23 protein-coding genes are annotated in these 21,238 nt (G+C 63.4%); 11 read left to right on the forward strand and 12 right to left on the reverse strand.

Features of this window, described 5'->3' with window-relative positions:
* Positions 1–209 precede the first annotated feature (209 nt).
* The 4 genes from argS to GCU68_RS02945 form a co-directional block, all read right to left on the reverse strand.
* Entirely contained in the window at positions 210–1,997 is a 1,788-nt protein-coding gene (gene argS, locus GCU68_RS02930) for an arginine--tRNA ligase (protein WP_152938966.1), read from the reverse strand.
* Positions 1,998–2,081: 84 nt separating this feature from the next.
* A complete protein-coding gene (locus tag GCU68_RS02935) occupies positions 2,082–2,618 on the reverse strand; it encodes an NUDIX domain-containing protein (RefSeq protein ID WP_152938967.1) in 537 nt (178 codons plus the stop codon).
* A gap of 25 nt (positions 2,619–2,643) precedes the next feature.
* Complete coding sequence (locus GCU68_RS02940; RefSeq protein ID WP_152938968.1) at positions 2,644–3,798, reverse strand: pyridoxal-phosphate dependent enzyme; 1,155 nt, start codon at positions 3,796–3,798, stop codon at positions 2,644–2,646.
* 1 nt (position 3,799) lies between these two features.
* Positions 3,800–4,759 (reverse strand): succinylglutamate desuccinylase/aspartoacylase family protein, encoded by a 960-nt coding sequence (locus GCU68_RS02945; RefSeq protein WP_152938969.1) that lies wholly within the window; start codon positions 4,757–4,759, stop codon positions 3,800–3,802.
* A 141-nt stretch (positions 4,760–4,900) separates the two neighbouring features.
* Here GCU68_RS02945 and GCU68_RS02950 point away from each other — a divergent pair, with 141 nt between their 5' ends.
* Entirely contained in the window at positions 4,901–6,283 is a 1,383-nt protein-coding gene (locus GCU68_RS02950; RefSeq protein ID WP_152938970.1) for an MFS transporter, read from the forward strand.
* Positions 6,284–6,364: 81 nt separating this feature from the next.
* Here the strand turns inward: GCU68_RS02950 and GCU68_RS02955 are convergent, their stop codons facing one another.
* The 5 genes from GCU68_RS02955 to GCU68_RS02975 all read right to left on the reverse strand — a co-directional run bounded on the left by GCU68_RS02955 (position 6,365) and on the right by GCU68_RS02975 (position 11,332).
* Positions 6,365–7,894, reverse strand: coding sequence for a stage II sporulation protein M (locus tag GCU68_RS02955; RefSeq protein WP_152938971.1), 1,530 nt, complete (start codon positions 7,892–7,894; stop codon positions 6,365–6,367).
* 200 nt (positions 7,895–8,094) lie between these two features.
* Positions 8,095–8,628, reverse strand: coding sequence for a DoxX family protein (locus GCU68_RS02960; protein ID WP_152938972.1), 534 nt, complete (start codon positions 8,626–8,628; stop codon positions 8,095–8,097).
* A 180-nt stretch (positions 8,629–8,808) separates the two neighbouring features.
* Positions 8,809–9,264: a universal stress protein gene (locus GCU68_RS02965; RefSeq protein WP_152938973.1), complete on the reverse strand. Its 456-nt coding sequence runs from the start codon at positions 9,262–9,264 to the stop codon at positions 8,809–8,811.
* 2 nt (positions 9,265–9,266) lie between these two features.
* Entirely contained in the window at positions 9,267–10,922 is a 1,656-nt protein-coding gene (locus GCU68_RS02970) for a sodium:solute symporter family transporter (protein ID WP_152938974.1), read from the reverse strand.
* The gene (locus tag GCU68_RS02975) at positions 10,919–11,332 is read right to left on the reverse strand and encodes a DUF4212 domain-containing protein (RefSeq protein WP_152938975.1); all 414 of its coding nucleotides are present in this window, start codon (positions 11,330–11,332) and stop codon (positions 10,919–10,921) included. Before GCU68_RS02975 ends, GCU68_RS02970 begins: the two co-directional genes overlap by 4 nt.
* Positions 11,333–11,807: 475 nt before the next feature.
* Between GCU68_RS02975 and GCU68_RS22165 the strand changes: the two genes are divergently transcribed.
* The gene (locus GCU68_RS22165) at positions 11,808–11,981 is read left to right on the forward strand and encodes a hypothetical protein (RefSeq protein WP_449411964.1); all 174 of its coding nucleotides are present in this window, start codon (positions 11,808–11,810) and stop codon (positions 11,979–11,981) included.
* A 39-nt stretch (positions 11,982–12,020) separates the two neighbouring features.
* Here the strand turns inward: GCU68_RS22165 and GCU68_RS02980 are convergent, their stop codons facing one another.
* A complete protein-coding gene (locus GCU68_RS02980; RefSeq protein WP_152938976.1) occupies positions 12,021–12,377 on the reverse strand; it encodes a nuclear transport factor 2 family protein in 357 nt (118 codons plus the stop codon).
* A 166-nt stretch (positions 12,378–12,543) separates the two neighbouring features.
* Here GCU68_RS02980 and GCU68_RS02985 point away from each other — a divergent pair, with 166 nt between their 5' ends.
* Complete coding sequence (locus tag GCU68_RS02985; protein ID WP_152938977.1) at positions 12,544–13,068, forward strand: DUF367 family protein; 525 nt, start codon at positions 12,544–12,546, stop codon at positions 13,066–13,068.
* A gap of 67 nt (positions 13,069–13,135) precedes the next feature.
* Here the strand turns inward: GCU68_RS02985 and GCU68_RS02990 are convergent, their stop codons facing one another.
* A complete protein-coding gene (locus tag GCU68_RS02990) occupies positions 13,136–14,032 on the reverse strand; it encodes a GumC domain-containing protein (protein ID WP_152938978.1) in 897 nt (298 codons plus the stop codon).
* A 94-nt stretch (positions 14,033–14,126) separates the two neighbouring features.
* On the opposite strand from GCU68_RS02990, the gene GCU68_RS02995 reads away from it, so the two are divergent.
* Positions 14,127–14,276, forward strand: a complete 150-nt coding sequence (locus GCU68_RS02995) for a 50S ribosomal protein L40e (RefSeq protein WP_152938979.1) — start codon at positions 14,127–14,129, stop codon at positions 14,274–14,276.
* 142 nt (positions 14,277–14,418) lie between these two features.
* Here GCU68_RS02995 and GCU68_RS03000 read toward each other — a convergent pair whose 3' ends face one another.
* Entirely contained in the window at positions 14,419–15,087 is a 669-nt protein-coding gene (locus GCU68_RS03000; protein WP_152938980.1) for an MBL fold metallo-hydrolase, read from the reverse strand.
* A gap of 165 nt (positions 15,088–15,252) precedes the next feature.
* Here GCU68_RS03000 and GCU68_RS03005 point away from each other — a divergent pair, with 165 nt between their 5' ends.
* The 7 genes from GCU68_RS03005 to hisH all read left to right on the forward strand — a co-directional run bounded on the left by GCU68_RS03005 (position 15,253) and on the right by hisH (position 20,387).
* The gene (locus GCU68_RS03005) at positions 15,253–15,426 is read left to right on the forward strand and encodes a DUF5786 family protein (RefSeq protein ID WP_152938981.1); all 174 of its coding nucleotides are present in this window, start codon (positions 15,253–15,255) and stop codon (positions 15,424–15,426) included.
* A 9-nt stretch (positions 15,427–15,435) separates the two neighbouring features.
* Positions 15,436–16,002 (forward strand): endonuclease dU, encoded by a 567-nt coding sequence (locus GCU68_RS03010; protein WP_152938982.1) that lies wholly within the window; start codon positions 15,436–15,438, stop codon positions 16,000–16,002.
* A gap of 39 nt (positions 16,003–16,041) precedes the next feature.
* On the forward strand, positions 16,042–16,638 hold the full coding sequence (locus tag GCU68_RS03015; RefSeq protein ID WP_152938983.1) for a uracil-DNA glycosylase: 597 nt from the start codon (positions 16,042–16,044) through the stop codon (positions 16,636–16,638).
* Between the two features lie 276 nt (positions 16,639–16,914).
* The gene (locus tag GCU68_RS03020; protein ID WP_152938984.1) at positions 16,915–17,928 is read left to right on the forward strand and encodes an ABC transporter substrate-binding protein; all 1,014 of its coding nucleotides are present in this window, start codon (positions 16,915–16,917) and stop codon (positions 17,926–17,928) included.
* Positions 17,929–17,970: 42 nt separating this feature from the next.
* On the forward strand, positions 17,971–18,837 hold the full coding sequence (locus tag GCU68_RS03025; RefSeq protein WP_152938985.1) for an ABC transporter permease: 867 nt from the start codon (positions 17,971–17,973) through the stop codon (positions 18,835–18,837).
* Entirely contained in the window at positions 18,828–19,592 is a 765-nt protein-coding gene (locus GCU68_RS03030) for an ABC transporter ATP-binding protein (RefSeq protein WP_152938986.1), read from the forward strand. The genes GCU68_RS03025 and GCU68_RS03030 overlap by 10 nt, the downstream gene beginning before the upstream one ends.
* Positions 19,593–19,730: 138 nt before the next feature.
* Positions 19,731–20,387, forward strand: a complete 657-nt coding sequence (gene hisH / locus GCU68_RS03035) for an imidazole glycerol phosphate synthase subunit HisH (protein WP_152938987.1) — start codon at positions 19,731–19,733, stop codon at positions 20,385–20,387.
* The last annotated feature ends 851 nt before the right edge of the window (positions 20,388–21,238 follow it).

A 21,238-nucleotide genomic window follows, 5' to 3' on the forward strand; every position in this document is an offset into this window, starting at 1 on the left:
ATTGAGCCGCTTCCCGCTGACGTGATTTTTCAACCGACGACCGAAAGCGGTGCATCCGCCGCTCGAGCGGCTTCGCTCGGGTCGCAGCGATGCAGGCGTGCGTGTCGGAGGTATAGTACCAACTGAAACGATTCACACCTGATCGCACAGTTGCCGTGCGATCAGGGGGGCATGACGTTCAGTGGCTACGATAGGTGTCCGGAGATTGCCTACATCGACCGCGGCGGTTCGACGCCGAGGATCGACAGCGCGTTCGCGACGGTGTGTTTCGACGCAGCCACGAGCGCGAGTCGGGCCGCCCGAACGTCCGGGTCGACGTCGTCGGCGAGCACTGGACACTCCCGGTAGAAGCCGTTGAACCGATCGGCGAACTCGCGCGTGTAGGTCGCGATCTGGTGCGGTTCGAGGTCGTCGGCCGCCTCGTCGACGACCGCCGGGAACCGGGCGATCGTCTCTAGGAGGTCCCGTTCCGCGTCGGTGTCGAGCAGGTCGGCCTCGAGTGCCTCGAGTTCGACGTCCTGAGTCGCGAGGTCGGCCTCGGGATCGAGGCCGGCTTCCTCGAGAATGCCACAACAGCGCGCGTGGACGTACTGGACGTACGGCGCGGACTGGGCCTCGAAATCGAGCGCCCGCTCCCACTCGAAGGTGATCGCTTTCGTCGGCTGCTTGGAGACGATGTCGTAGCGGACCGCGCCGATGCCGACCTGGTGGGCGATGCGTTCGATGTCGTCCGTATCGAGGTCGTCGTCGCGAAGGCGGTCCTCGAGTCGGTCTTCGACTTCCTCGCGGGCGCGGTCGATCGCCTCGTCCAACAGGTCGTCTAGATCGACGCCGGTACCTCGTCGAGTGGACATCTTCCCTTCGGGCAGGTTAACGTAGGAGTAGAGCACTTGCTGGAGCCCGTCAGTGTCGTTGTCCAGTAACTCGAGTGTGGTGCGAAGCTGTTTGGCCTGCAGTTTGTGGTCCTCGCCGAGCACCGTCACTGCGCGATCGTAGTTGTCGAACTTCCACTCGTGGTGGGCCAGATCGCGGGTCGCGTACAGCGAGGTACCATCCGAGCGCAGGAAGACGAGGTTCTTGTCGATACCGTGGTCGTCGAGTTCGAGCTGCCAGGCGTCTTCCTCGTAGACGGCCTCGTCGAGTTCTTTGAGGCGGGCGACGAGGTCGTCGGTATCGCCGTTTCGCATAAACCGCGTCTCCTTGACGAACTCGTCGAACTCCGCGGGCAACCGGCCGAGACAGGCTTTCATGCCCGAGAGCACCTGATCGACGACCTCGCTGACGCGCTCGTAGGCCTCCTCGTCGCCGGCCTCGAGGCCCTGCATGATCGACTCGATCTCGGCTTCGGCCGCTTCGACCTCGCTTTCGGCGGCGTTCTCGAGGTAGGCGTTCCCCTTGCGGTAGTACCGAACGAGGTCGTACTCGATGCGGTCGCGTTCGGGGTCGTCCTCGAGGTCGTCCTCGTCGAACGTTTCGTACGCCCAGGTGAAGACGGCCATCTGCCGGCCAGCGTCGTTGACGTAGTAGTGGCGTTCGACGTCGTAGCCAGCGGCGTCGAGCAGGTTCGCGACCGCGTCGCCGATGATCGGGTTGCGTGCGCGGCCGACGTGAACCGGGCCGGTCGGGTTCGCGCTCGTGTGTTCGACGACGACGGACTCTTCGCGATCCTCGAGTTCGCCGTAGGTCTCCTCGGTCGCGGTCGCGAGAGTGTCGGCGAAGTAGGCGTCACTCGGCAGGAAGTTGAGATACGGGCCCTGCGTCTGTACCTCGGAGACGTAGGTCAGGTCGTCGACGTCGATTTCGTTTGCGAGCTGGCCTGCGACCTGTGGCGGTGGGGCTCCGGCCTCGCCGGCGAGTCGGAACGCGACGCTCGAGGCGAGCACGCTCGGCACGTCTTCCGGCGGTTCTTCGATCCCGAGATCGTCCGTCGGGAAGTCGAGCGCTGCGAGTGCCTCCTCGAGGGCGGCCTCGACCTCCGCGCGTAGGGAGAGGAACATACCCGCCCGTATTCAGGGGGCAAGTAAAGGAATGTCGGGTTTCGCCGCTCATCGGCTGGCGGCTCGAGCGTCGGGCGGGTCGAGTTACTCGAAATAGGTGGCCGCGGCCCGGAACCGCCGTTCGTGAATCGGGCGGAACGTCTCCCCGGAGGCGTCGAAGGCTGCCGGAGACCAAAAGCGGGCCGCGCTCGCGTCGCTGCCGGCCATCGGCTCGCCGGTCGCATTAGCCCGGTCGGCAACGTAGTGGATCGTCGTCACGTGCTTGCCGTCTCGAGGCGGCATCGATGCTGCGCCGAGAATCTCGAGGACGTCGGGCGCGACGGTAACGCCCGTTTCCTCCTCGAGTTCGCGGACGGCAGCAGCCGCGGGTTCTTCGCCGACCTCCATGTGGCCGCCGGGGAGCGTCCACTCGCCGACGCCCGGCGGAACGGCCCGTTCGACGCAGAGCACCGCCGGCTCCGGTCGCAACCGGTCGACGACCGCGACACTCGCACAGGGGACCGGGTTGTGCCAGACCACGTCCTCACAGGTCGGACAGCGTCTGCGCTCGCGGGCGTCGAAGGTGATCGTCTCGAGCGAGGTGCCACAGCGAGGACAGTAGTCGGCTGGACGACTGACCATCTACCGCACCGTCAGTGCTCGGTGCTCATAGGGTTTTCAATCCGCTTCCGGTCAGCGGGACGACGACATCGGCGTCGTCGGCGAGCGTGTCGGCCTCGCGGTACGCCTCGAGCGCGGCGGGTGCGACGGCGCAGGTCGGCTCGACGTAGAAGCCGCCACGGTGGAGTCGATCGAGCGCGCTCTCGACGGGATTGGGGCCCAGCGCGATGGCGTCGCCGTCGGTTTCGTCGATCGCCGCGAGAATTTCGTCTTTGCGGGCCGGCTCAGCGATCTGAATGCCGTCGGCGATGTCGGTGTCGGCGTCGTCCGCGGCGATCGTTCGGCCGCCGAGTGCGTCGACGATGGGGGCGTACCCCGCCGCCTGTGCGCCGAGCAGTCGCGGCAGCCCGTCGACGATCCCGGCCTCGTTGAGCAGCGTAAACCCACGATAGGCACCGAGAAACAGCGTCCCGTGGCCGATCGGGAGCACGAGAGCGTCGGGCACGGTCCAGCCCCGCTGGGCCGCAACCTCGAACGCGAACGTCATCGTACCCGCATAAAAGGCCGGGTTCCAGGCGTGGCTGGCGTACCAGCCCGCGCCCGTCTGGCGCGGGGCGTCGCGGTTCTCGGCGTCCGAGGTCTGGTGTGTCCCGCCTTCGACGGCCTCGAGGCAGGCGTCGGTGACGTCCTGTCGGCTCCCTTCGATACGGACCGGACGAGCGCCGGCCCGCTGGATCGCCATCAGTTTCGACTGTTTGACATCCGCGGGGACGTAGATATCCGCCTCGAGGCCCGCCCGAGCCGCGTATGTCGCAATCGCCGCCCCAGCGTTGCCCGAGGAGTCTTCGATCACCTTCTCGACGCCCAGTTCGACGGCTCGAGAGAGCGTCGTCGTCGCGCCGCGGTCTTTGAACGAGCCCGTCGGAAAGACGTACTCGAGTTTGAACGCTGCGTCCCAGTCGGGAGCGTCGACGAGCGGCGTGAACCCTTCATGGAACGTGACGTGTTTCTCGATCGGAAGGAACTCGAAGAACGTCCAGAGGCCGTCGCTGGTGTCGAGTCGGTGGAGGGGGAGCGGGTCGCCCTGCGGACGTGGTCGATCCTCGAACTCGAGGGCGTGGCCACACGCACAGCGCCACGGCTCGTCGGGGCCGGGATCGTAGATGCGATCACAGGCGGGACAGTAGAGGGCAGATGGCATGTCAGTATGTGTCAATGTCGGTCGCGACGGAGCAGACGTACTCGCCCGTCGCAACTTGTGGCAGTCGGCGGGCGCGCCAGAAGATCCCGTTTCGCTCGGCGGTCACCTCGGCTTTCGACTCGCCGAAGGGGGTCGTCACTTCGAACAGGAGGTCGCCGCCGCGGACGCGCTCGCCCAGTTCCTTGTGGAAGCGAACGAGGCCGCCGTTCGGGGCCCCAAACTGTTCGAACCCGTGGGCGCGCGTCTGGGGCTCGAGCGTGACGTCGCCGTCGAGAAAGCCGTAGTAGGTGAGGACGTTAAACACGCCCTCGACACCTTTCTGGATGCTCGTTTCGTCCCAGCCGACGCAGCCGCCGAGTTCGGGATCGACGGTCGGAATCCCTTCGTTCGGGGCCGCGCGCGCGAGTTGGCCGTCGGGGCCTTTCTGGTCCAGAATGTAGCCACAGCCGAAGGCTTTCGCGAGCTCGAGACACTCCTTGTGGAGTCGGTGGCGCGTCCCACAGCGGACCCGGACTTCGTCGATCATGCGACTGGTCGAGCCCTGATGGAGGTCGAGAATCAGATCCGCTCGGGTCGCAGCCTCGAACGTCGCAGCTGCGATCCGCTCGCTCGAGGTACCGCTCTCGTTGCCGGGGTAAGCCCGGTTCATCTTCGTATCGTCGATCGGGTTTCGGTGTTCGGCGACCTGAAAGGCGTGGTAGTTGACGATCCCAACGATCAGAATCGTGCCGGCGATCTCGGCGGGGTCGAGTTGCGGTACGACACGTTGGAGTACGCCGACGCCGTTGAGTTCGTCGCCGTCGCTCGCCGCCTGCATGTAGAGGGTCTTTCCCGACCGCTCGCCGTTGATTACGGCGACGGGAAGACCGAAGGGGCTGCCGTCTCTGGTCTCGCCGACCTCGAGACGGCCCGTATCGATCTCTCCGGGCCTCGCGCTCGCCGTTCCGAGCGTCGTCGTCATGTGCCTGACGACGGAGCCGTTGGTCTTTATTGGTTCGGTGTTCCCCAGCCAACGGGCAGTTCGAGTGTTGTCGGCAGTCCATCGACAGACGGCTGTTGCCGGAAAGGAACAGCAAAGCAGATCGAGCTAGAATGAAACGCTGTGAGCCTCGAGCAGAATCCATCGGACAGTGATGAGGCCGACCCGTTCGACGCGTTTCGACAGTTTTTCGCCCTCGAACGTGACGTCCTCGTGCTCTCGGTGGCGATGTTCGCGTTCAGCCTCGGTTTCCAGATGACCAGCCGGTACATGGCCGAGTACCTATCCGCGCTGGGCGCGACGGCGGTCGTCGTCGGCCTGTTCGGGACGTTCGGTAACGTGATCAGCGCCGTTTACCCCTATCCCGGCGGGGCGATCTCGGATCGGATCGGCTCGCGATACGCGCTGACCGTCTTCGGGCTGTGTTCGACGCTCGGATTCGGCATCTGGCTCGCCGCGCCCGCGCTCGCAGACGTCACTGTCGGCCCGACCTCGCTCGGCATCGTCGCGATTTTCGTCGGCCTGCTCCTCGCGCAAGCCTGGAAGTCGTTCGGACTCGGAGCGAGTTTCGCGATCGTCAAGCAGGCGGTCGCGCCCAGCCACCTCGCCGCCGGCTTCGCGAGCACCGAAACGTTTCGCCGCACTGCCTTTCTCGTCGGGCCACTGCTCGCCGCCGCGCTGTTCTTCCCGTTCGGCTCGAGTGACGGCGACGTCCGGTTTGCGTTCCAGCTCATTCTGCTCGTTGCGCTCGTGTTCGGGATCGTCGGGACGCTCGTCCAGCACTTCCGATACGAGGCCGAGGCGGACAGTTTGAGCTCGGAGTTCGAAGATGTCGGCCAGCTCGTCGCGGACCTGCGGGCGATGCCGGACGAACTCCGCCCACTGTTAGTCGGCGACACGCTCGTACGCTTCGGCAACGGGATGGTCTACGTCTTCTTCGTCATCGTCGTCACCCGATTTCTCGAGGTCGGACTCACCCTTTCGGTTCCAGCGGTCGGCACCCTCGAGTTCAGCCCGCAGTCGTACTTCGGGATCTTACTCGGCCTCGAGATGCTCGTCGCCTTACTGGTGATGATCCCGGCCGCGAAGGCCGCCGAACGGGTCGGGCTGAAGCCCGTCGTTTCGGTCGGCTTCGCCGTCTACGCGGTTTTCCCGGTCCTGCTCATCACGGCCCCCGAGAACGCGGGCGTCCTCGCCGGACTCTTTGCCGCCTCCGGACTGCGATTTGCCGGGCTACCCGCTCACAAGGCGCTGATCGTCGGCCCGGCTGAACGGGGTGCCGGCGGTCGCGTCACGGGGACGTACTACCTCCTGCGGAACCTGATCGTCATCCCGAGCGCCGCCCTCGGTGGCGTTCTCTGGTCGGGAATATCGAACCCCGTCACCGGCGAGGAACTGGTGGCCGGTTCGCCGACGCTCGCGTTCACCATCGCAACGGTGATCGGGCTGGTCGGCACGGGCTACTTTCTCCTGTTCGGCGAAGAGTTCGAAGCCTATCGAGCCTGAGGCGGACACGACCGTTCGGTGGTGCGCGCTGGCCCGCACCACCGAACGGTCGACGAGCCGTCTCGTGTCCGAAACGCCGACTCAGAGGAACAGCCGAAAATAGTACGGACTCACGAACCCCTCGATCACTGCTGCGACCGCCAACAGGATGCCGACCCCGACGAGCACCCAGAACGCCCGCTCGAGGGCGTCAGCGAGGCTGGCTCGAGTCGCTCGACCGCGGGCGGTCCGCCAACCGGCGAGGCCAAGATGGACACCTAGCACCGTCGCGATGAAGATCGCTGGAATCTCGAAGATTCCGTGGGGGACGACGAAGGCGAGTAGTTCCATCGGGGCCACTTCCGTACGCGCGTAGACGCCCATGAAGACGCCGTTGAACAGCAGCGAGACAATCGCCGGAATCGCGAGGACGACTCCGGACAGCGCCGTCGTCAGCGCGACTAACCAGTTGTTGCCGAAGAACTCGAGGGCCGCCGCGGGCGCGATATGGCCCTCGAGGCGTGCCGAGATCGACGTCTCGACGGTGCCGACGAGCGGTTCGGCGGCCGTCCAGCCGGCCCAGAAGCCAGCGACGGCGAGGGCGATGACGACTGCGTGGGTTCCAAGCGTCGCGCGGACGAACGCCGTCAGTTCGGTCCAGCCGCGAGAGAAGCCGTCGCGGAACTGCGCGCGAATCGATCGGTCGGGAATGGTCGGTGGCGACAGTCGACCCCGGGAACCATCGTAGAGCGCTGTCTTCAACAGATCGAGGGCGGGAAAGACGAGAAAGACGGTGAGCAGCGAGGGAAACGCGACGACGTCGACGAGCGTGAACACACCCGACAGGATCGAGAACGCGAGGAGCGTGCCGACGGAGACGACGTAGTAAAACCCCGCCTCGAGCGGACGCGCCCGGACGAACGCGACGGTCGTCGACAGCGATCCAACGACGGTCGCGTCGTCGACGACGACCGACACCGGCGCGAACGCGAACACCGCCCGAACGACGGCCAGAGCAGCGACGAGGACGAAGCCCACCGGGAGTGCCACGAGTGCAGCGATCAGCACCGACCCGGTGGCCGCCACGAGAAGTCCGGAGACGAGCGCAGCCCCCGCCCCGACCGTGAGGAAGACGACAATCCACAGCAGGATCTCGAGGGCGTACAACCCGAGAAACCGCAGCCAGTAGCGTCGAGCACCCGCAAGACCGGCGGTCAACCCCCGTTCGTCTCGCAGTCGGGCGGCACAGGTCGAAAGCTGGCCGGCGGTGACGGCCGCGTACAAGACCACGCCGACGAGCAGCGTCGTCAGGAACGTCAGCCCGACGAGTGCGACCAGTCCCGGAGTCAGCAACTGATCGAGGACCGGCTCAAAGCCAGTCGCCCACTCCTCGACTGCCTCGGGATCGGCGTTCGGATCCGGCGGCGCGGTCTCGAGGTCGGACAGTTCGTCCCGGATCGTCGCGAGTCGGCCGGTCACCTCGAGGTAGACAGCACCGATCACGAACGCGAAAAACGGGATCACGCGGGCGACTGCGGGGACGGACGCACCGAGGAGATACCACGGCAGGATATCGGCCGGACGGCGACGGAGCACGGCGACGGCGGCAGTGACGGCATCGGAGAGGGCCATACCGACCCATCGGTCGGAAACCAGTTAAATCGGTTGAACGTTCGACCGACGGCGACGCGCTCGAGTCGGTGGCGGCGTTACAAAACAGCAGCTGTCGATGACTGCGCTGTACTCGAAATCACAGTGAGGACGGCGTGGTCGTGCCGTCGGCCGTCTCGAAACCGAGGGTCGGTGTCAGACTGCACTGCGTAGATCGCGTGTCAGCCCAGCAGGTATCGAAGCTGGGGAACGCGCTCGACGATCGGGTGAGACTCGACGTAGCGGTCCAGCCCGAGGATGCGGCCGGCGGCCAGCGCACCGAGAGTCACGAAGACCAGCGCGTAGACCAGCTGGCTGTTGACCAGTCCGCCCGCGACGTCCCAGCTGCCGAAGTAGAACAGCCCCATCTGGGTGGCTGCTCCGAGCGCGGCCAGCCGGACGAAGATGCCGGCGATCAGCGCGACGCCGATCAAGATCTGCGTGATCGGCACGATCACGTCGATCGCACCCATCAGCGCGGCGCTTTCGGCCATCGCACCATAGAGTCCGCTCGCCGGACTCGCCGGATCGACGTTCGCAAGGTAGCCCTGCGCGCTAAATCCGCCCGTCAGTTTGCCCCATCCTGCGGAGAACATCACCCATCCCATGATGAGACGCAGGGCGACGATCGCCCACGCGCTCAGGTGATGCGGTCGACCCTCGAGTATGACGCCACCGAAGCGGCTTTCCAATCTGTTTTCCGTCGTTGTTGACATCGTCGGTCACCTCTACAGATGGATGTAGGGAACATATTTACTTGAAGTTAGATTGTATTTCCCGTCCTGTAAGAAATCGAGGGTCAGAATCCCTCTATATCGAGGGAGGGTATCACCCTCGGGATGGAAGCTGACGCGGATATTGCCGATAGACGGCGACTCGAGTCCCTCTGCTGTCCGTCAGTCGTCGTGGATATCGACGACCAACACCGGTACTCGGGTAGTTCGGAGCGTTCGTTCGGCAACGCTGCCGAGGATCGCCCGTCGGACGCCGCCGCGTCCGGCCGATCCCATGACGACGAGGTCAACGTCGTTGTCGGCCGCGTAGTCGCTGATCACGCGATGGGGCTGGCCCGCTTCGATCGATTGGGTGACCTCGAGGTCGTCGCCGGCCCGTTCGGCGACGGTACTGGTCGCCGCTTTGGCCCGGTCGTGCAGTTCAGTCATCTCGCCGAATCGGCCCTCTTTGATGCGGTCGACCTGTTCGGTGCCGAGGCTGATATCGATCGCGTCGGTGTCGACGACGTACAGCGCGTGGAGCGTCGCGTCGTACCGGCGTGCGAGATCGATCGCATGATCGATGGCGTTCTCGGCAACGTCGCTACCGTCGGTCGGGATGAGTATGGTGTCGTACATCGTTATTCCTCCTCGGGAGTACCGCCGTCAGTCGCGACGTCTTCCGCGGACTGCATCGTCTCCATCGGCATCGGACTGTGACACTGGCGGACGAGACGCTTGACGTCCTCCGGCGGGTCCTCAGTGAACTGCGAGACGACGACGATCGTGAGCATCACTGCCGGCGCGCCGATGAGCGACGACGACGTTGCAGGAACGATCGTCGCGAACGTGGTACTGATGACCTCGCCGCCGAACATGTCGACGTACTGCGGGAGGATCTCGTTGATGATCGAGCCGAATCCGAAGAACAGCCCGACGAACATCCCGGCGATCGCCCCCTCGCGCGTGGCGTCTTCCCACCAGAGACCGAGGAAGAACACCGGGAACAGGACGGTGCCGGCGAGCGCGAAGGACATGCCGACGACTTCGGCGATGAGCGCCGGCGGATTGAGCGCCAGATACGTGACGACCGCACCGAGTCCGAGGATCGTCAGTCGACCGACGATCATCTGTTCGCGCGCGGTCGCGTCCTCCTTGTAGAGGTTGGTGTAGATGTCGTGAGCGGCGGCCGACGACGCGGAGATGAACAGCCCCGCGGTCGTCGCCAGCCCGGCCGCGACCGCGCCCGCGGCGACGATGCCGACGAGCCAGTCGGGCAGTCCAGCGAGGTGCGTCGTCAACACGACGAGCGTGTCGGATTCGGTGCCGGTCATCTCGGTGTATGGGCCGACGTTCGCCTGATAGAGCAGGGTCCCGTAGGCAGCGTAGGCGGTCGTCCCGAGGAACAGCAGGAGGGTGAAAAACAGCCCCCAGACGGTTCCCCAGCGAGCGTTGCGCTCGTTGTCAGCGGTGTAGAATCGCACCAGCACGTGAGGTAGTCCGCAGGTCCCGGCGATCAGGCTCACACAGAGGGCGACCCAGTGGTAGTAGCTCGCGTCCTGGAACGGTTCGGTGAACTGCCGATCGATCTCGGTCGCGATCTCGGTCGACTGAGAACCGTACTCGAGGAACGGCAGGACCGTCGACCAGCCCTGCGTCCAGCCGGTCGCATAGAGGCCGAGCAGGAACGCGCCGATAAGGATGACGTACTGCAGCGTCATGTTCTTGGTCGTGCCGAGCATCCCCGAGAGCGCGACGTAGCCGATCGTGATCGTCATCAGCAAGACGACGCCGACCTCATACGAGACGCCGAAGATGTACTGGGCCATCAGCCCGAGGCCGTTCCCCTGAGCGATGATGTAGACGAACGCGATCAAAAGCGTCGTCGTCGCCGCGATCGCCCGCCCCAGATCGGAGTAGTACCGGTCGCCGACGAAGTCGGGTGCGGTGTACTTCCCGAACCGACGGAACTGCGCGGCCATGAAAATCAGCAGGACGAAATAGCCCGTCGTCCAGCCGACGACATACGCCAGCCCGAAGTAGCCGAGGAAAGCGACGAGCGAGGCGACACCGAGGTAGGCGGCGACGCTCATCCAGTTTGCAGCGATCGCCATCCCGTTCTCGATGCTCCCGATCGATCGACCCGCGACCCACATGTCGTCGACCGACGCGACACGGAAGAACCAGCCGACGCCCAGAAACAGCACGAGCATACTCGCAAGCGTCAACGCTGGGATGAGCTTGAATCCACCGTCGAAGAGTCCGGTTGCGGACTGGAGCGCAACTGACTCGATCATTCGCGCTCACCACCGTCGGCGGCGACGGCCTGTCCGGCCTCGGCCTCGGTTTCGGTCTCGTGAGTGATGTCGTACTGGGCGTCCAGCTGGTCGCGCTGCCACGCGTAGACGGCACACAGGACGAGCGCACCGACTGGCGATCCGATCGCGGTCAGGAAGTAGTGCAACTGGAAGCCAAGCACTTGCGTGCTCGTCATGAAGTCCGTCGCGAGCCAGGTCGCGGTCACCGGCCCGAACGTGAACAGCATCCAGACGGCGAACAGACCCCAGATCACCTTCAAGTGGTCCCGCATGAACGGCGTTGCGGGCTTGAACATGTGGATCTTGGCGCCGAGATAGTCGACGTCGCGACCGCCGTCGGTCTCGAGGCTATCCCGCCGATCGGTTTCCGTGGACGTGTCGTCAGACACCGGTCGTCACCCCACCCGAAATCCCCTGCTCCGCACCGACTGCTCGTGAGCCGGCCGGTTCGCACAGAGATCTTAATAATTGTATGCGATATTTCACTTCGTGAGATATGTTGCCACGAATGTCACTCATGCAAGTCAGTATAGAATTATAATGATAGATAAACCCCTACATGAGTGCAACAATTGTCGCCAAACCGCTAGCAGGAGCAAGGGTAATGATACCTAGCAACACTCGATTATACATGATAGATTGTGTTTATGATGCGCTACCATTACGCACTAGACGGATATCTGTGCCGAAGTTCGACGACTAATGGTACCAGACGAGATAGGTCTATAATTGTAGATGGAAAGCCCACGGACACGAATATCGCCAATTTCCTGGCTACATTGGATGGGTCCCGTAACAGTGTGGTCGTTTTTCTGGAAAATTAGTTATATACCACCGTGGCATCCTATACCATGGTGGTATCGAATGCAAGTAACGGCGATACGAGAAGTCACCTGTCCCTACTGTGGAGTCCGAACGAGCGTTTCAATACCCGATTCGAACACCGAATTGCAGTCGAATCACACCGTGACAGCGTTCGATGGCCAACGGAAAGTGACGTGCTCGAACGGACATCCGTACTGGGTTCCAATCCGGTGATACACGCGTTTGAATTACCAGCTATCCACCCGCCCGAAGCTACCGCGAGTACGTCTCGAGGCCGACGATCCGTCCGTCGTCGAAGGCGAAGAAGTCCGCGAAGTCGAACAGCGCCGTGCCGTCCTCGAGGACCTGCCCACGGACCGCGACGCCGGTTTCGTCGGCGACCACCGCCTCGAGGGTATGCGTCGTGTCCGGGTTGGGGCGCCCGTCGCGCATGAACCGAGCGAACGCGTCACGGCTCTCGAACGTCCGATCGGGGCGACGCTGCGTGAACTCGGAGGCGAGTAGGTCCTCGAAGACGTCGTACTCGTGGTCATCGAGGGCGGCGTAGTACCGTCGGACGAGGCTGCGTTGATCGTCGCCCGCGTCGGTCGTGTTCGGGTCCGTCTCCATGGGCGAATGTTCGTCGCCGTCGATAAAAGCACCCGACCCACGCTGGGTGGCCACAGCGCACGGTGGCCGTAGCGGAGCAGGGATAGCTGAGTAAAATCTACTTCGCAGGCGCGCGACCATCGATCGATTCGGACCGTTTTTCTCCCGGCTTCCCCTACTTTCGCTCGTGGAGTGTCACGTCTACTACGAAGGCGACGACGACCCGAAGAAATGTACCGCTCGTCGCTTAGAGAAGTTCGACAAGGCGATCCTCCATCGGCGGATGGAGCAAGTCCCCTACGGCGTCGTCCTCAACCCTCACGCCGAGCAGGCGCTGTCGCCAGCCGACGCCGAAGAAGCCCTCGGAACGCTCGTCGCCCTCGATTGTTCGTGGGAATCCGCCGAAGCGGCCGCGTTCCGGATGAACGGCATCCACCGGGCACTGCCGTTTCTCGTCGCCGCCAACCCAGTCAACTACGGCCGCCCGTTTCAGCTGACGACCGTCGAGGCGCTCGCGGCCGCCTGCTGTATCTTCGACGAGTACGAAGCGGCCGAAGCCCTCCTCGAGCCGTTCCGCTGGGGCGAGACGTTTCTGACGCTCAACGAGGAGCCGCTGCGCCGGTACAGCGAGTGTGCGGACTCGAGCGAGGTCGTCGCGGTGCAAGACGATTACTTGGCTGACAAGGGTGACGACGGAGCCGAATCCGAATAAGAGACGGCAACGACGTGGCCGAAGTGCGAAACGTCGTTGTTCATGTCCGACGGGCGTGACGGACGCGTTAGCCGTCGGTCGCCTCGCGACGGGCGAGCCACGACTCGTACCCGGCGTAGGCGACCATCCCGAGGCCGAACAGCGCCAGACTGGCGAGAACCCCGAACGCGCGTGCCCCTGCTGTGTTTCCGGTTTCGAGGACGAGACAGACGAAGACGGCCGCGATCGCGACGGATTTCAGGCCAGCAACGGCTAACACGATTCGCATCGCGCCCGTCGTACTCGCAGTCGCCGGATCGGCGGGCGGTGACGCGCGGATGCCGTCCCCGAGCGCCCGCTCGAACAGCGATCGGTGCTCGTTGGGAACGGGAACGAACGTCGCGTGTGCGCCCACGCGTCGGCAGACGTAGAGACCGGTCGTTCCGAGCGGGATTCGAGACGCTGCCGAGACGTTTGCGAGATCGATTTCCGTCGGCTCCGAGTCGCCACTCTCTCGGTCGGTCGATAGCGTCACTCGCCGATCGGTCGGCTCGAGCGTGACCGTCGTCGAGACGGCACTCGAGACGCCGGCGAGCAGCGGTGTGCCGAGAAACACCACCGCGATCGCTATGGCCGGCCGGAGTGCGATGAGTCCGATGACGATGGTCGCACCGAGCAGAACGGCCCAGACGAGTCCGCGACGCGTGACGTTCGCCGCCGGGAACAGGGCGTTCTCCCACCGCCCGAGATCGGAGCCCTGTGTCACAAGTACGAACAGATACAGCAGCGAAAGTGGTCCGCCGACGAACGCGACGACGACGAGCGGGTGTACCGATCCACGGGTCGCCTGCAGCGTCGTGAGCACGCCGAGTGCGCCAACGACTACCAGCCCGAACCCACCGAGCAGCCCGTACGGCGCGTACAGCAACAGCCGCCCGAGCGCCGTCTCGCGGGGGAGTGCCGGCCACTCGAGGGTGGCGTCCATGAGCGATCCGACTCACTCCGCCCACATAACTATTGATTCGCTTACTAGTTACGGGACCACAGCGGTTATATGCACCACGGGCCAACGGAGCGATATGGCCAGTTTCGAAGAAGCCGAGAAACGGACGCTCGAGAAGATGATCTGCATGCGCTGTAACGCGCGCAACTCCCAGAAGGCGAAGCGATGTCGCAAGTGCGGTTACAAGAAGCTTCGCCCCAAGGCGAAAGAGCCGCGCGCCGCATAACCGACCGTCTGCGGCTTCGTTTTCTCGAATTTCGACGGGACGATCGGTTGGATAGCGCCTGAGCCGTTCGACCGATTACGGCGTGGGTGCGTGTCGGTTGATGCCTGTCCCGGGCCGATCGACTGCGGCTTCGCTTGCGGTTCTATTCGTCCGGATACTTCGGCTCGCGCTTTTCCGCCCGCTCGAGCGCCGTCTCGACGACGTCCCGGACGTCACCGTGGAAGACGCCGCCGTGGCCCGCGTACATGTGTTCGACGCCGGCAGACTCGCTTTGCTCGTCTCCCGAGGCCGCACTCGCGTCGCTCGCGCGACCGCCGTCGGGCAGTCGCTCGAGGAGGTCTTCGATGCTCTCGATGAGTCGCTCACGAGACTGGCCGGCCATGTCGGTGCGGCCGAAGCTGCCGTAGTCGAACGCGCCGTCGTCGTGGACGACGACGTCGCCCGAAAACAGCGACGTCTGGGAGACAAAGGAGACGTGATCGTCGGCGTGGCCCGGCGTATAGACGACCTCGAACGTCTCGTCGCCGATCGTGACGGTGTCGCCGTCATCGATCGCGTGGGTCCGCAGCGGGTGCTCGGCGTAGGCGTAAACGTCGGGATCGAACGCCTCGCAGACTGCCTCGAGTTGGGCGACGTGATCGCCGTGTTGGTGGGTCATAACGACGGTATCGACCTCGTCGGTATGGGCTCGAATCTCGTCGACGATGCCATCCCACGCGCCGGCGTCGACCAGCGTCGTCTCCGCGCCGACTGCCAGAAACGCGTTACAGGTGAACGTCTCTGCTGGTTCGGTGACGTGGTGGATGTCCATACACGATGGCTCGAGGGCCGGGCTCAAAACGGTGCCGTCTATCGGATGGTCGGTTCCAGTTTCGTCTCTGATCGGCGTCTGGAACACGGTAGAGACGACGAGAACGGAGAATGTGTCGGATTGACACACGAGATTTTTTAGCTCCAAGCACGAACAGTGTCCTGTATGGGATTCGGGAGCTACGACGAATCCGAACAGCAGGAAGTCGACGCCGATTTTGATGATGATGACGCGGTACAATCCAGTGAAAACAGCCACGACGGAGAGATCGAGTTCGAGAACGGTGCCTCCAGCGACGAGCTACTCGATCGCCTCCAGGAGATCAAAGACAACGGCTGAACCGAGGCGATGAAGCCCGGGGTGCGGGCGCTGGGAATCGCCGAGTCGTTCGGACACGACAGTGATCGGAGCACGTTCGCCGGCGTCGTCGTCCGTGCCGACCGTGTCATAGACGGCATTGCCTATCGCGAGTGTACCGTCGGCGGCACCGACGCGACCGACGCCGTCGTCGGGCTGGTCGACGAACTCGGACGTCCCGACGTCCAGTACGTGCTGGTCGGCGCCGTCGCCCCGGCGTGGTACAACCTTCTCGATTTTGAAACGATACACGAGACAGCCAACCGCCCAGTAATCGCCGTCACGTTCGAGGCAAGCGACGGCCTCGAGACCGGCCTTCGGGAGGCGTTTTCCGGCTCCGCCCTCGAACAGCGACTCGAGCGTTATCGCTCGCTACCCGACCGGCGAGCGCTGTCGGTCAACGACGAGACCGTCTACGTCAGACCGCTCGGCTGCGGGATCGACGAGGCGGCTACTGTCGTTCGGAGGTTCACGCCCGAAGGCGGCCGTCCGGAGCCGATCCGGGTGGCTCGACAGGCCGCTCGAGCGGGCGATTCGTACGCACACTCGCTCGAGTGAACTCGAAAGACGTAGGACGCGTCCGTCTGTGCCACCAGTATGGAAGAGATGGACGGGTTCTGTGTCGACGAGTGTACGCGGTGTCCGGCGCTCGTCGACTCCCGGAACCAAATCGTCAACGGAACCGGACCGAACGACGCCGACATGCTGTTCGTCGGCGAAGGGCCGGGCGCACAGGAAGACGAGACAGGCGAACCGTTCGTCGGACGCAGCGGCACCGTCCTCGACGACGGACTCCGTGACGTCGGCCTCGCGCGTGCGGACGTCAGAATTACGAACTGCGTACGCTGTCGCCCGCCGGAGAACCGCGATCCGACGAGCGACGAACTCGAGCACTGTCGGGGGTACCTCGAGCACGAAATCGAGTTGCTCGATCCGGACGTGATCGTTACCCTCGGAAAAGTGCCGAGCGAGCACTTACTCGAGCGTTCCGTGGCGATCACGAAGGAAGCAGGCTCGCTCGAGGAGGTCCGTATCGGCGGGACACCACGGCGCGTGTTGCTCTGTGTCCACCCGGCGGCGACGCTGTACGACCGCAGTCAGGAAGAGACGTTCGCGAACGCCCTCGAGCGGGCGGCCGACCTCGCAAACGTCGGCGATAGTGACAGGGGACAAACGCGACTCGACGGCTTCTGACCAGACTCCTCGAGACGGCCGTTTCAGTACTCGAGTGTCACTTTTGAGCTAGTACAGCGCTGTATGCTGGGGATTATCGGCCACAGAGAAGCGATTCTGGCTCGCACCCATCAGAAAATATTGCCGATATGTATGACGGAAGGTTTCTGCCGTTCTGGCGTCGCATCGGCCGAGTATCGTGACAGCGGCGGAAAGCGGGTCTCAGCGGTGTCATGACTCCGGGTCGTACTTACCGAGACCATGTACTCAAAACGTCTCGGGTCGCTAAACGGGGTAATGACTGAGCACTCGTTTCGGCTCTCGAGGCGGTCGTATCTCACGGGAGTCAGTGCTGTTAGCGTCGCGGGAGTTGCCGGTTGCTTGAGTAGTGGGACGGACGAACTCACGGTCGCGTACATGCCGATCTTTCCGGATCTCCAGTACTTCGTGATGGAATCCGAGGGCTATCTGTCGGACCTCGACGCCGAAATCGATAGCCGAGAGTTCACTGACGGCCCCGCCATCATCCAGGCGTACGGCGGCGGCGAGATCGACATCGCAATGTTCGGGGTCGTTCCGTCGATGATCGTGATCGACCGCGGCCTGCCGGCGAAGGTGACGGCGACGAACATCAAAGAGCCGATGGCCATTCTCGCACACGAGGAGCTACAGGCGCTGTGGGACGACCACGGCGCGGACGCGTTCGACGTCTGGGAGGACGAACACGGCGAGAAGTTCCGCTTCGGGACGTTCCCGCAAGGGTCGGTTCCGGACGTCCTATTGCGTTATTGGCTCCGCGAGGACGTCGGCGTCGAGCCCGAAGCGGCCGTCGACATCGTCGAGATCGGCGGTGCGAACGCGGTGTTCCAGGCGATCGCGAACGACGAGATCGACGGCACGTCCATCATGGAACCTGTTCCGACCCGCGCCGAAAGCGAGGGCCTACCGGTCCAGACGTTCCGAACGTCGAGCGAGATCATGCCCGGACAACCCGCCGCCGTCACGCTGATGAACGACGAAGTCCGCGATTCGGAGCTCGGAACGGAGTTCCTCCGCCAGCACGTCCGAGCGACGGAGTTCATCGACGAGAACCCGGCCGCAACTGCAGACATCGTCGAAGACGGAATCGGCATGTCGGCCGAGCAGGCCCAGGCCGCTCTCGACGGGCCGCTCGCGAACTTCGTGACCGATCCGCGCGAAATCGAAAACGGGACCGAGATCTTCTCGTCGTTCGCCCACGAGAACGGCCAGATCGACGACGAACTGGCGCTCAAGGACGTCTTCGATTACGACGTATACGACAGTCTCTAACCATGACACGGAAGCGGACGCTCCGAAACCGGAGGTACTGAAATGGCAACCGACGTGACACAAGAGATCGAGCACTCGAGAGACGACGGGAAGGGTACCGAGCACTCGAAAAACAGCGGACAGGGCGTCGAACTCCCCGGACAGGGAGCCGACAGTCCGCTCGTGGATGTCGACCCTCGTCGAACCCTGTTCGGCATCGGCGGAATCGTCGGCTTCGTCGCACTTTGGTGGCTCATCTCGCTGTTCCAGCCGGAGTACGTCCTGCCGTCGCCGTTCGTCGTCGCCGAGACGTTCGCAACGGAGGCCGCAAGCGGGGAACTGACCGCTGCGCTCGGACAGAGCGTTCGTCACTGGATCCCGGGGACCGTCATCGGAACCGGACTCGGCGTCGCCATCGGCATCGCGCTGGCGTGGAGTTCGCTCGCCGACGACATCTCGTCGCCGGTCGTTCGCGTGCTTCGGCCAGTGCCACCGCTTGCGCTCGTCGGGTTCGCAATCGCCTGGTTCGGAATCAATCACGCCGGCGCAGCGTTTATCATCGCCGTCGGCGCGTTCTGGATCAACTTCTATGCGACGTATGGCGCCGTCGAAGGGGTATCCGAGGAACTCCTCGACGTCGGCCGAAGCCTCGGACTCGAGCGTGACGTCGGCTTGATTCGATCGATCGTCGTCCCAGCAGCGTCGCCGGAGATCATGACCGGCATTCGGACAGGGATCGGTCGCTCGTGGATGCTCGTCGTCGCCGCGGAGATCTTCGGCGTCCCCGGAATCGGGCGCGAGATCCTGCGCGCGTCGAACAACCTGCAAGTCGACGTCGTGATCACGTACATCCTCGTCTTGAGCATCATGTTCCTCATCGTCGATACCGCGTTCCGCGCGACTCAACAGAGGCTGTTAGCATGGCGATAAACGACACCGACGCCTCCCGCGTCCGCGTCGACGGCGTCGGGAAGCGATACGACGGATCGCAGGGTCCGGTGCAGGCACTCGAGGACGTCTCGTTCGAGGTCGAGTCCGGTGAATTCGTCTGTCTCGTCGGCCCCTCCGGCTCCGGAAAGACGACGCTGTTTCGCATCGTTGCCGGCCTCGAGTCGCCGACATCGGGAACTGTCTCGCTCAACGAGACGCCTGTCACGGGCCCGAACGCCAACATGGGAATCGTGTTTCAGGAGTACCACCTGTTCCCGTGGCGAACCGTCCGGGAGAACGTCGCCTTCGGACTCGAGCAGTCGGACGTCCCGGCAGACGAGCGAGCTCAGCGTGTCGAGCGGCTCGTCGACCTCGTCGGCCTCGAGGGCTTCGAAGACCACTATCCGAAGGATCTCTCCGGCGGTATGAAACAGCGCGTCGGCCTCGCACGGGCGCTGGCGATCGACCCCGCCCTGTTGATGATGGACGAACCGTTCGGTGCCGTCGACGCACAGACGAAAGCGATGCTTCAGCGCGAACTCCTCGAGATCTGGGAGCAAACGGGGAAAACCGTCCTCTTTGTCACCCACGACATCGAGGAAGCCGTGAAACTCGCCGACCGCGTCATCGTGCTGGCGAAAGACCCGGGTCGAATCCGGGACATCGTCGAAATCGATCTGCCGCGGCCGCGGTCGCGTGCGGACGACGCGTTCGGCGACTACTACGAACACATTCTCGACCTGATTCGCACCTGAAACGGACGGCATTCTACGTCGTATCGATCAAGAGAGGTGGGTCTCGAATACTGCTTTCTTTGCCCTGTGTCGCCATCGTGCAACGCGATCGATTGTTCGAAGAGTAATGCACTTCAACACGCCACTACGAGTACACGTATGAGCACCGCCTCGTCTGCACAGTCGCTTGCATCTATCGTCGTCGTCGACTACGGACTGGGGAACCTTCGCAGCGTCACTCGCGGTTTAGAGCGTGCGGGTGCCGACGTCGAGATCACCGACGATCCGGACGCGTTCGCCGCCGCCGACGGCGTCGTCCTGCCCGGCGTTGGCGCGTTCCGAGAGGGCGTCGAGAACGCCGATCCGATCCGAGAGGACCTCCTCGAGGTCGCAGCCGACGGCACGCCGCTGTTTGGCATCTGTCTCGGCATGCAGATGTTGTTGACGACGAGCGAAGAGGGAGAAACCGACGGCGACTCGGCCGTACAGGGTCTCGACCTGATTCCGGGCACCAACGTACGATTCGCCGAAGGACAGAAGGTCCCACACATGGGCTGGAACGAACTTCGCGTCGAGCGTGACCACCCGCTGGTCGAAGGAGTCGACGGAAACTACGCCTACTTCGTCCACTCTTACTACGCCGTTCCCGACGACGAGAAGGCGACCGTTGCAACGACTGACTACGAACTCGAGTTCCCATCAATCGTCGCCAACGACGACGGCACCGTCTTCGGGACGCAGTTCCACCCCGAAAAGAGTGGGGAGACGGGGCTACAGATCCTGCGGAACTTCGTCGAAATCTGTGCCGAGGAATAGGCTGGTCGAAACAGCGCAATCGAGAGCGAGCGGATTCGTCTCATCGATCGGTTGCTTTCTCACCAGCCGTTTCTCACTGATCCCTTGTTCTACCGATTCCAGATCTAACTACGAACTCGAGGAACACATGCTCAACGAATGGAACCGCCACTCGTGGATGAGAGGACACTCGGCGGATGAAAGCGCCACCCGAGCGCAAGCGAATCTACGAGTTACGTTCTGGAGATTTCCCTGTGATCACCTCCCCTATCATCTCCTTTTCGCCTGTTCTCTTCTGTAAGGTCACCTCGGTTCAAGAGCGTCCGAGGGGGTTGTGTCTGTCCTCGGCTCGTCGGTAGCCGACCGGAGAGACACACCCCGGAGTGCCGCTGTATAGGCTGAGGGGAAAAGCGAATTCGTGGGAAGTCCGGTGAACTATAGGTGATTACGCATCGGTGCGTATACTCCACCAGCCTAGCTGTTAAATCAAACCCAGAGGAGTTAAATATTGGATCTGTGTCAAAGTCCATTGAGTGTAGTGAACGCAGTTTCGTTCACTCGGTAGTGAACGCAGAACCAACGCTCGAGTTGATCCAGACCGTTGTCTCTACCTCGGATTACAGCGTTCCCTCTAGGAGCGATTCTTTCGAATCTGTGAGTCGTGATCGACCTGTTTTCGTCACTTCTTACTCGTCTTCGTCGTCGTTGCGGTTCGAGCGTGGTGTGTTCGATCGGCTCCGATTCTCGTTTCGCATCGCTGTATCGGTTCGTCGATCGATCCCCGTGCTCGTCCTGACCCCCGCTTCAGGTCGACACACCGCCAAACCAATACAGCGGCAACGCGGGGTGTGTGTGTGTCCATATACAGCGGC

The organism is Natronorubrum aibiense (assembly GCF_009392895.1).
Lineage (GTDB): Archaea > Halobacteriota > Halobacteria > Halobacteriales > Natrialbaceae > Natronorubrum > Natronorubrum aibiense.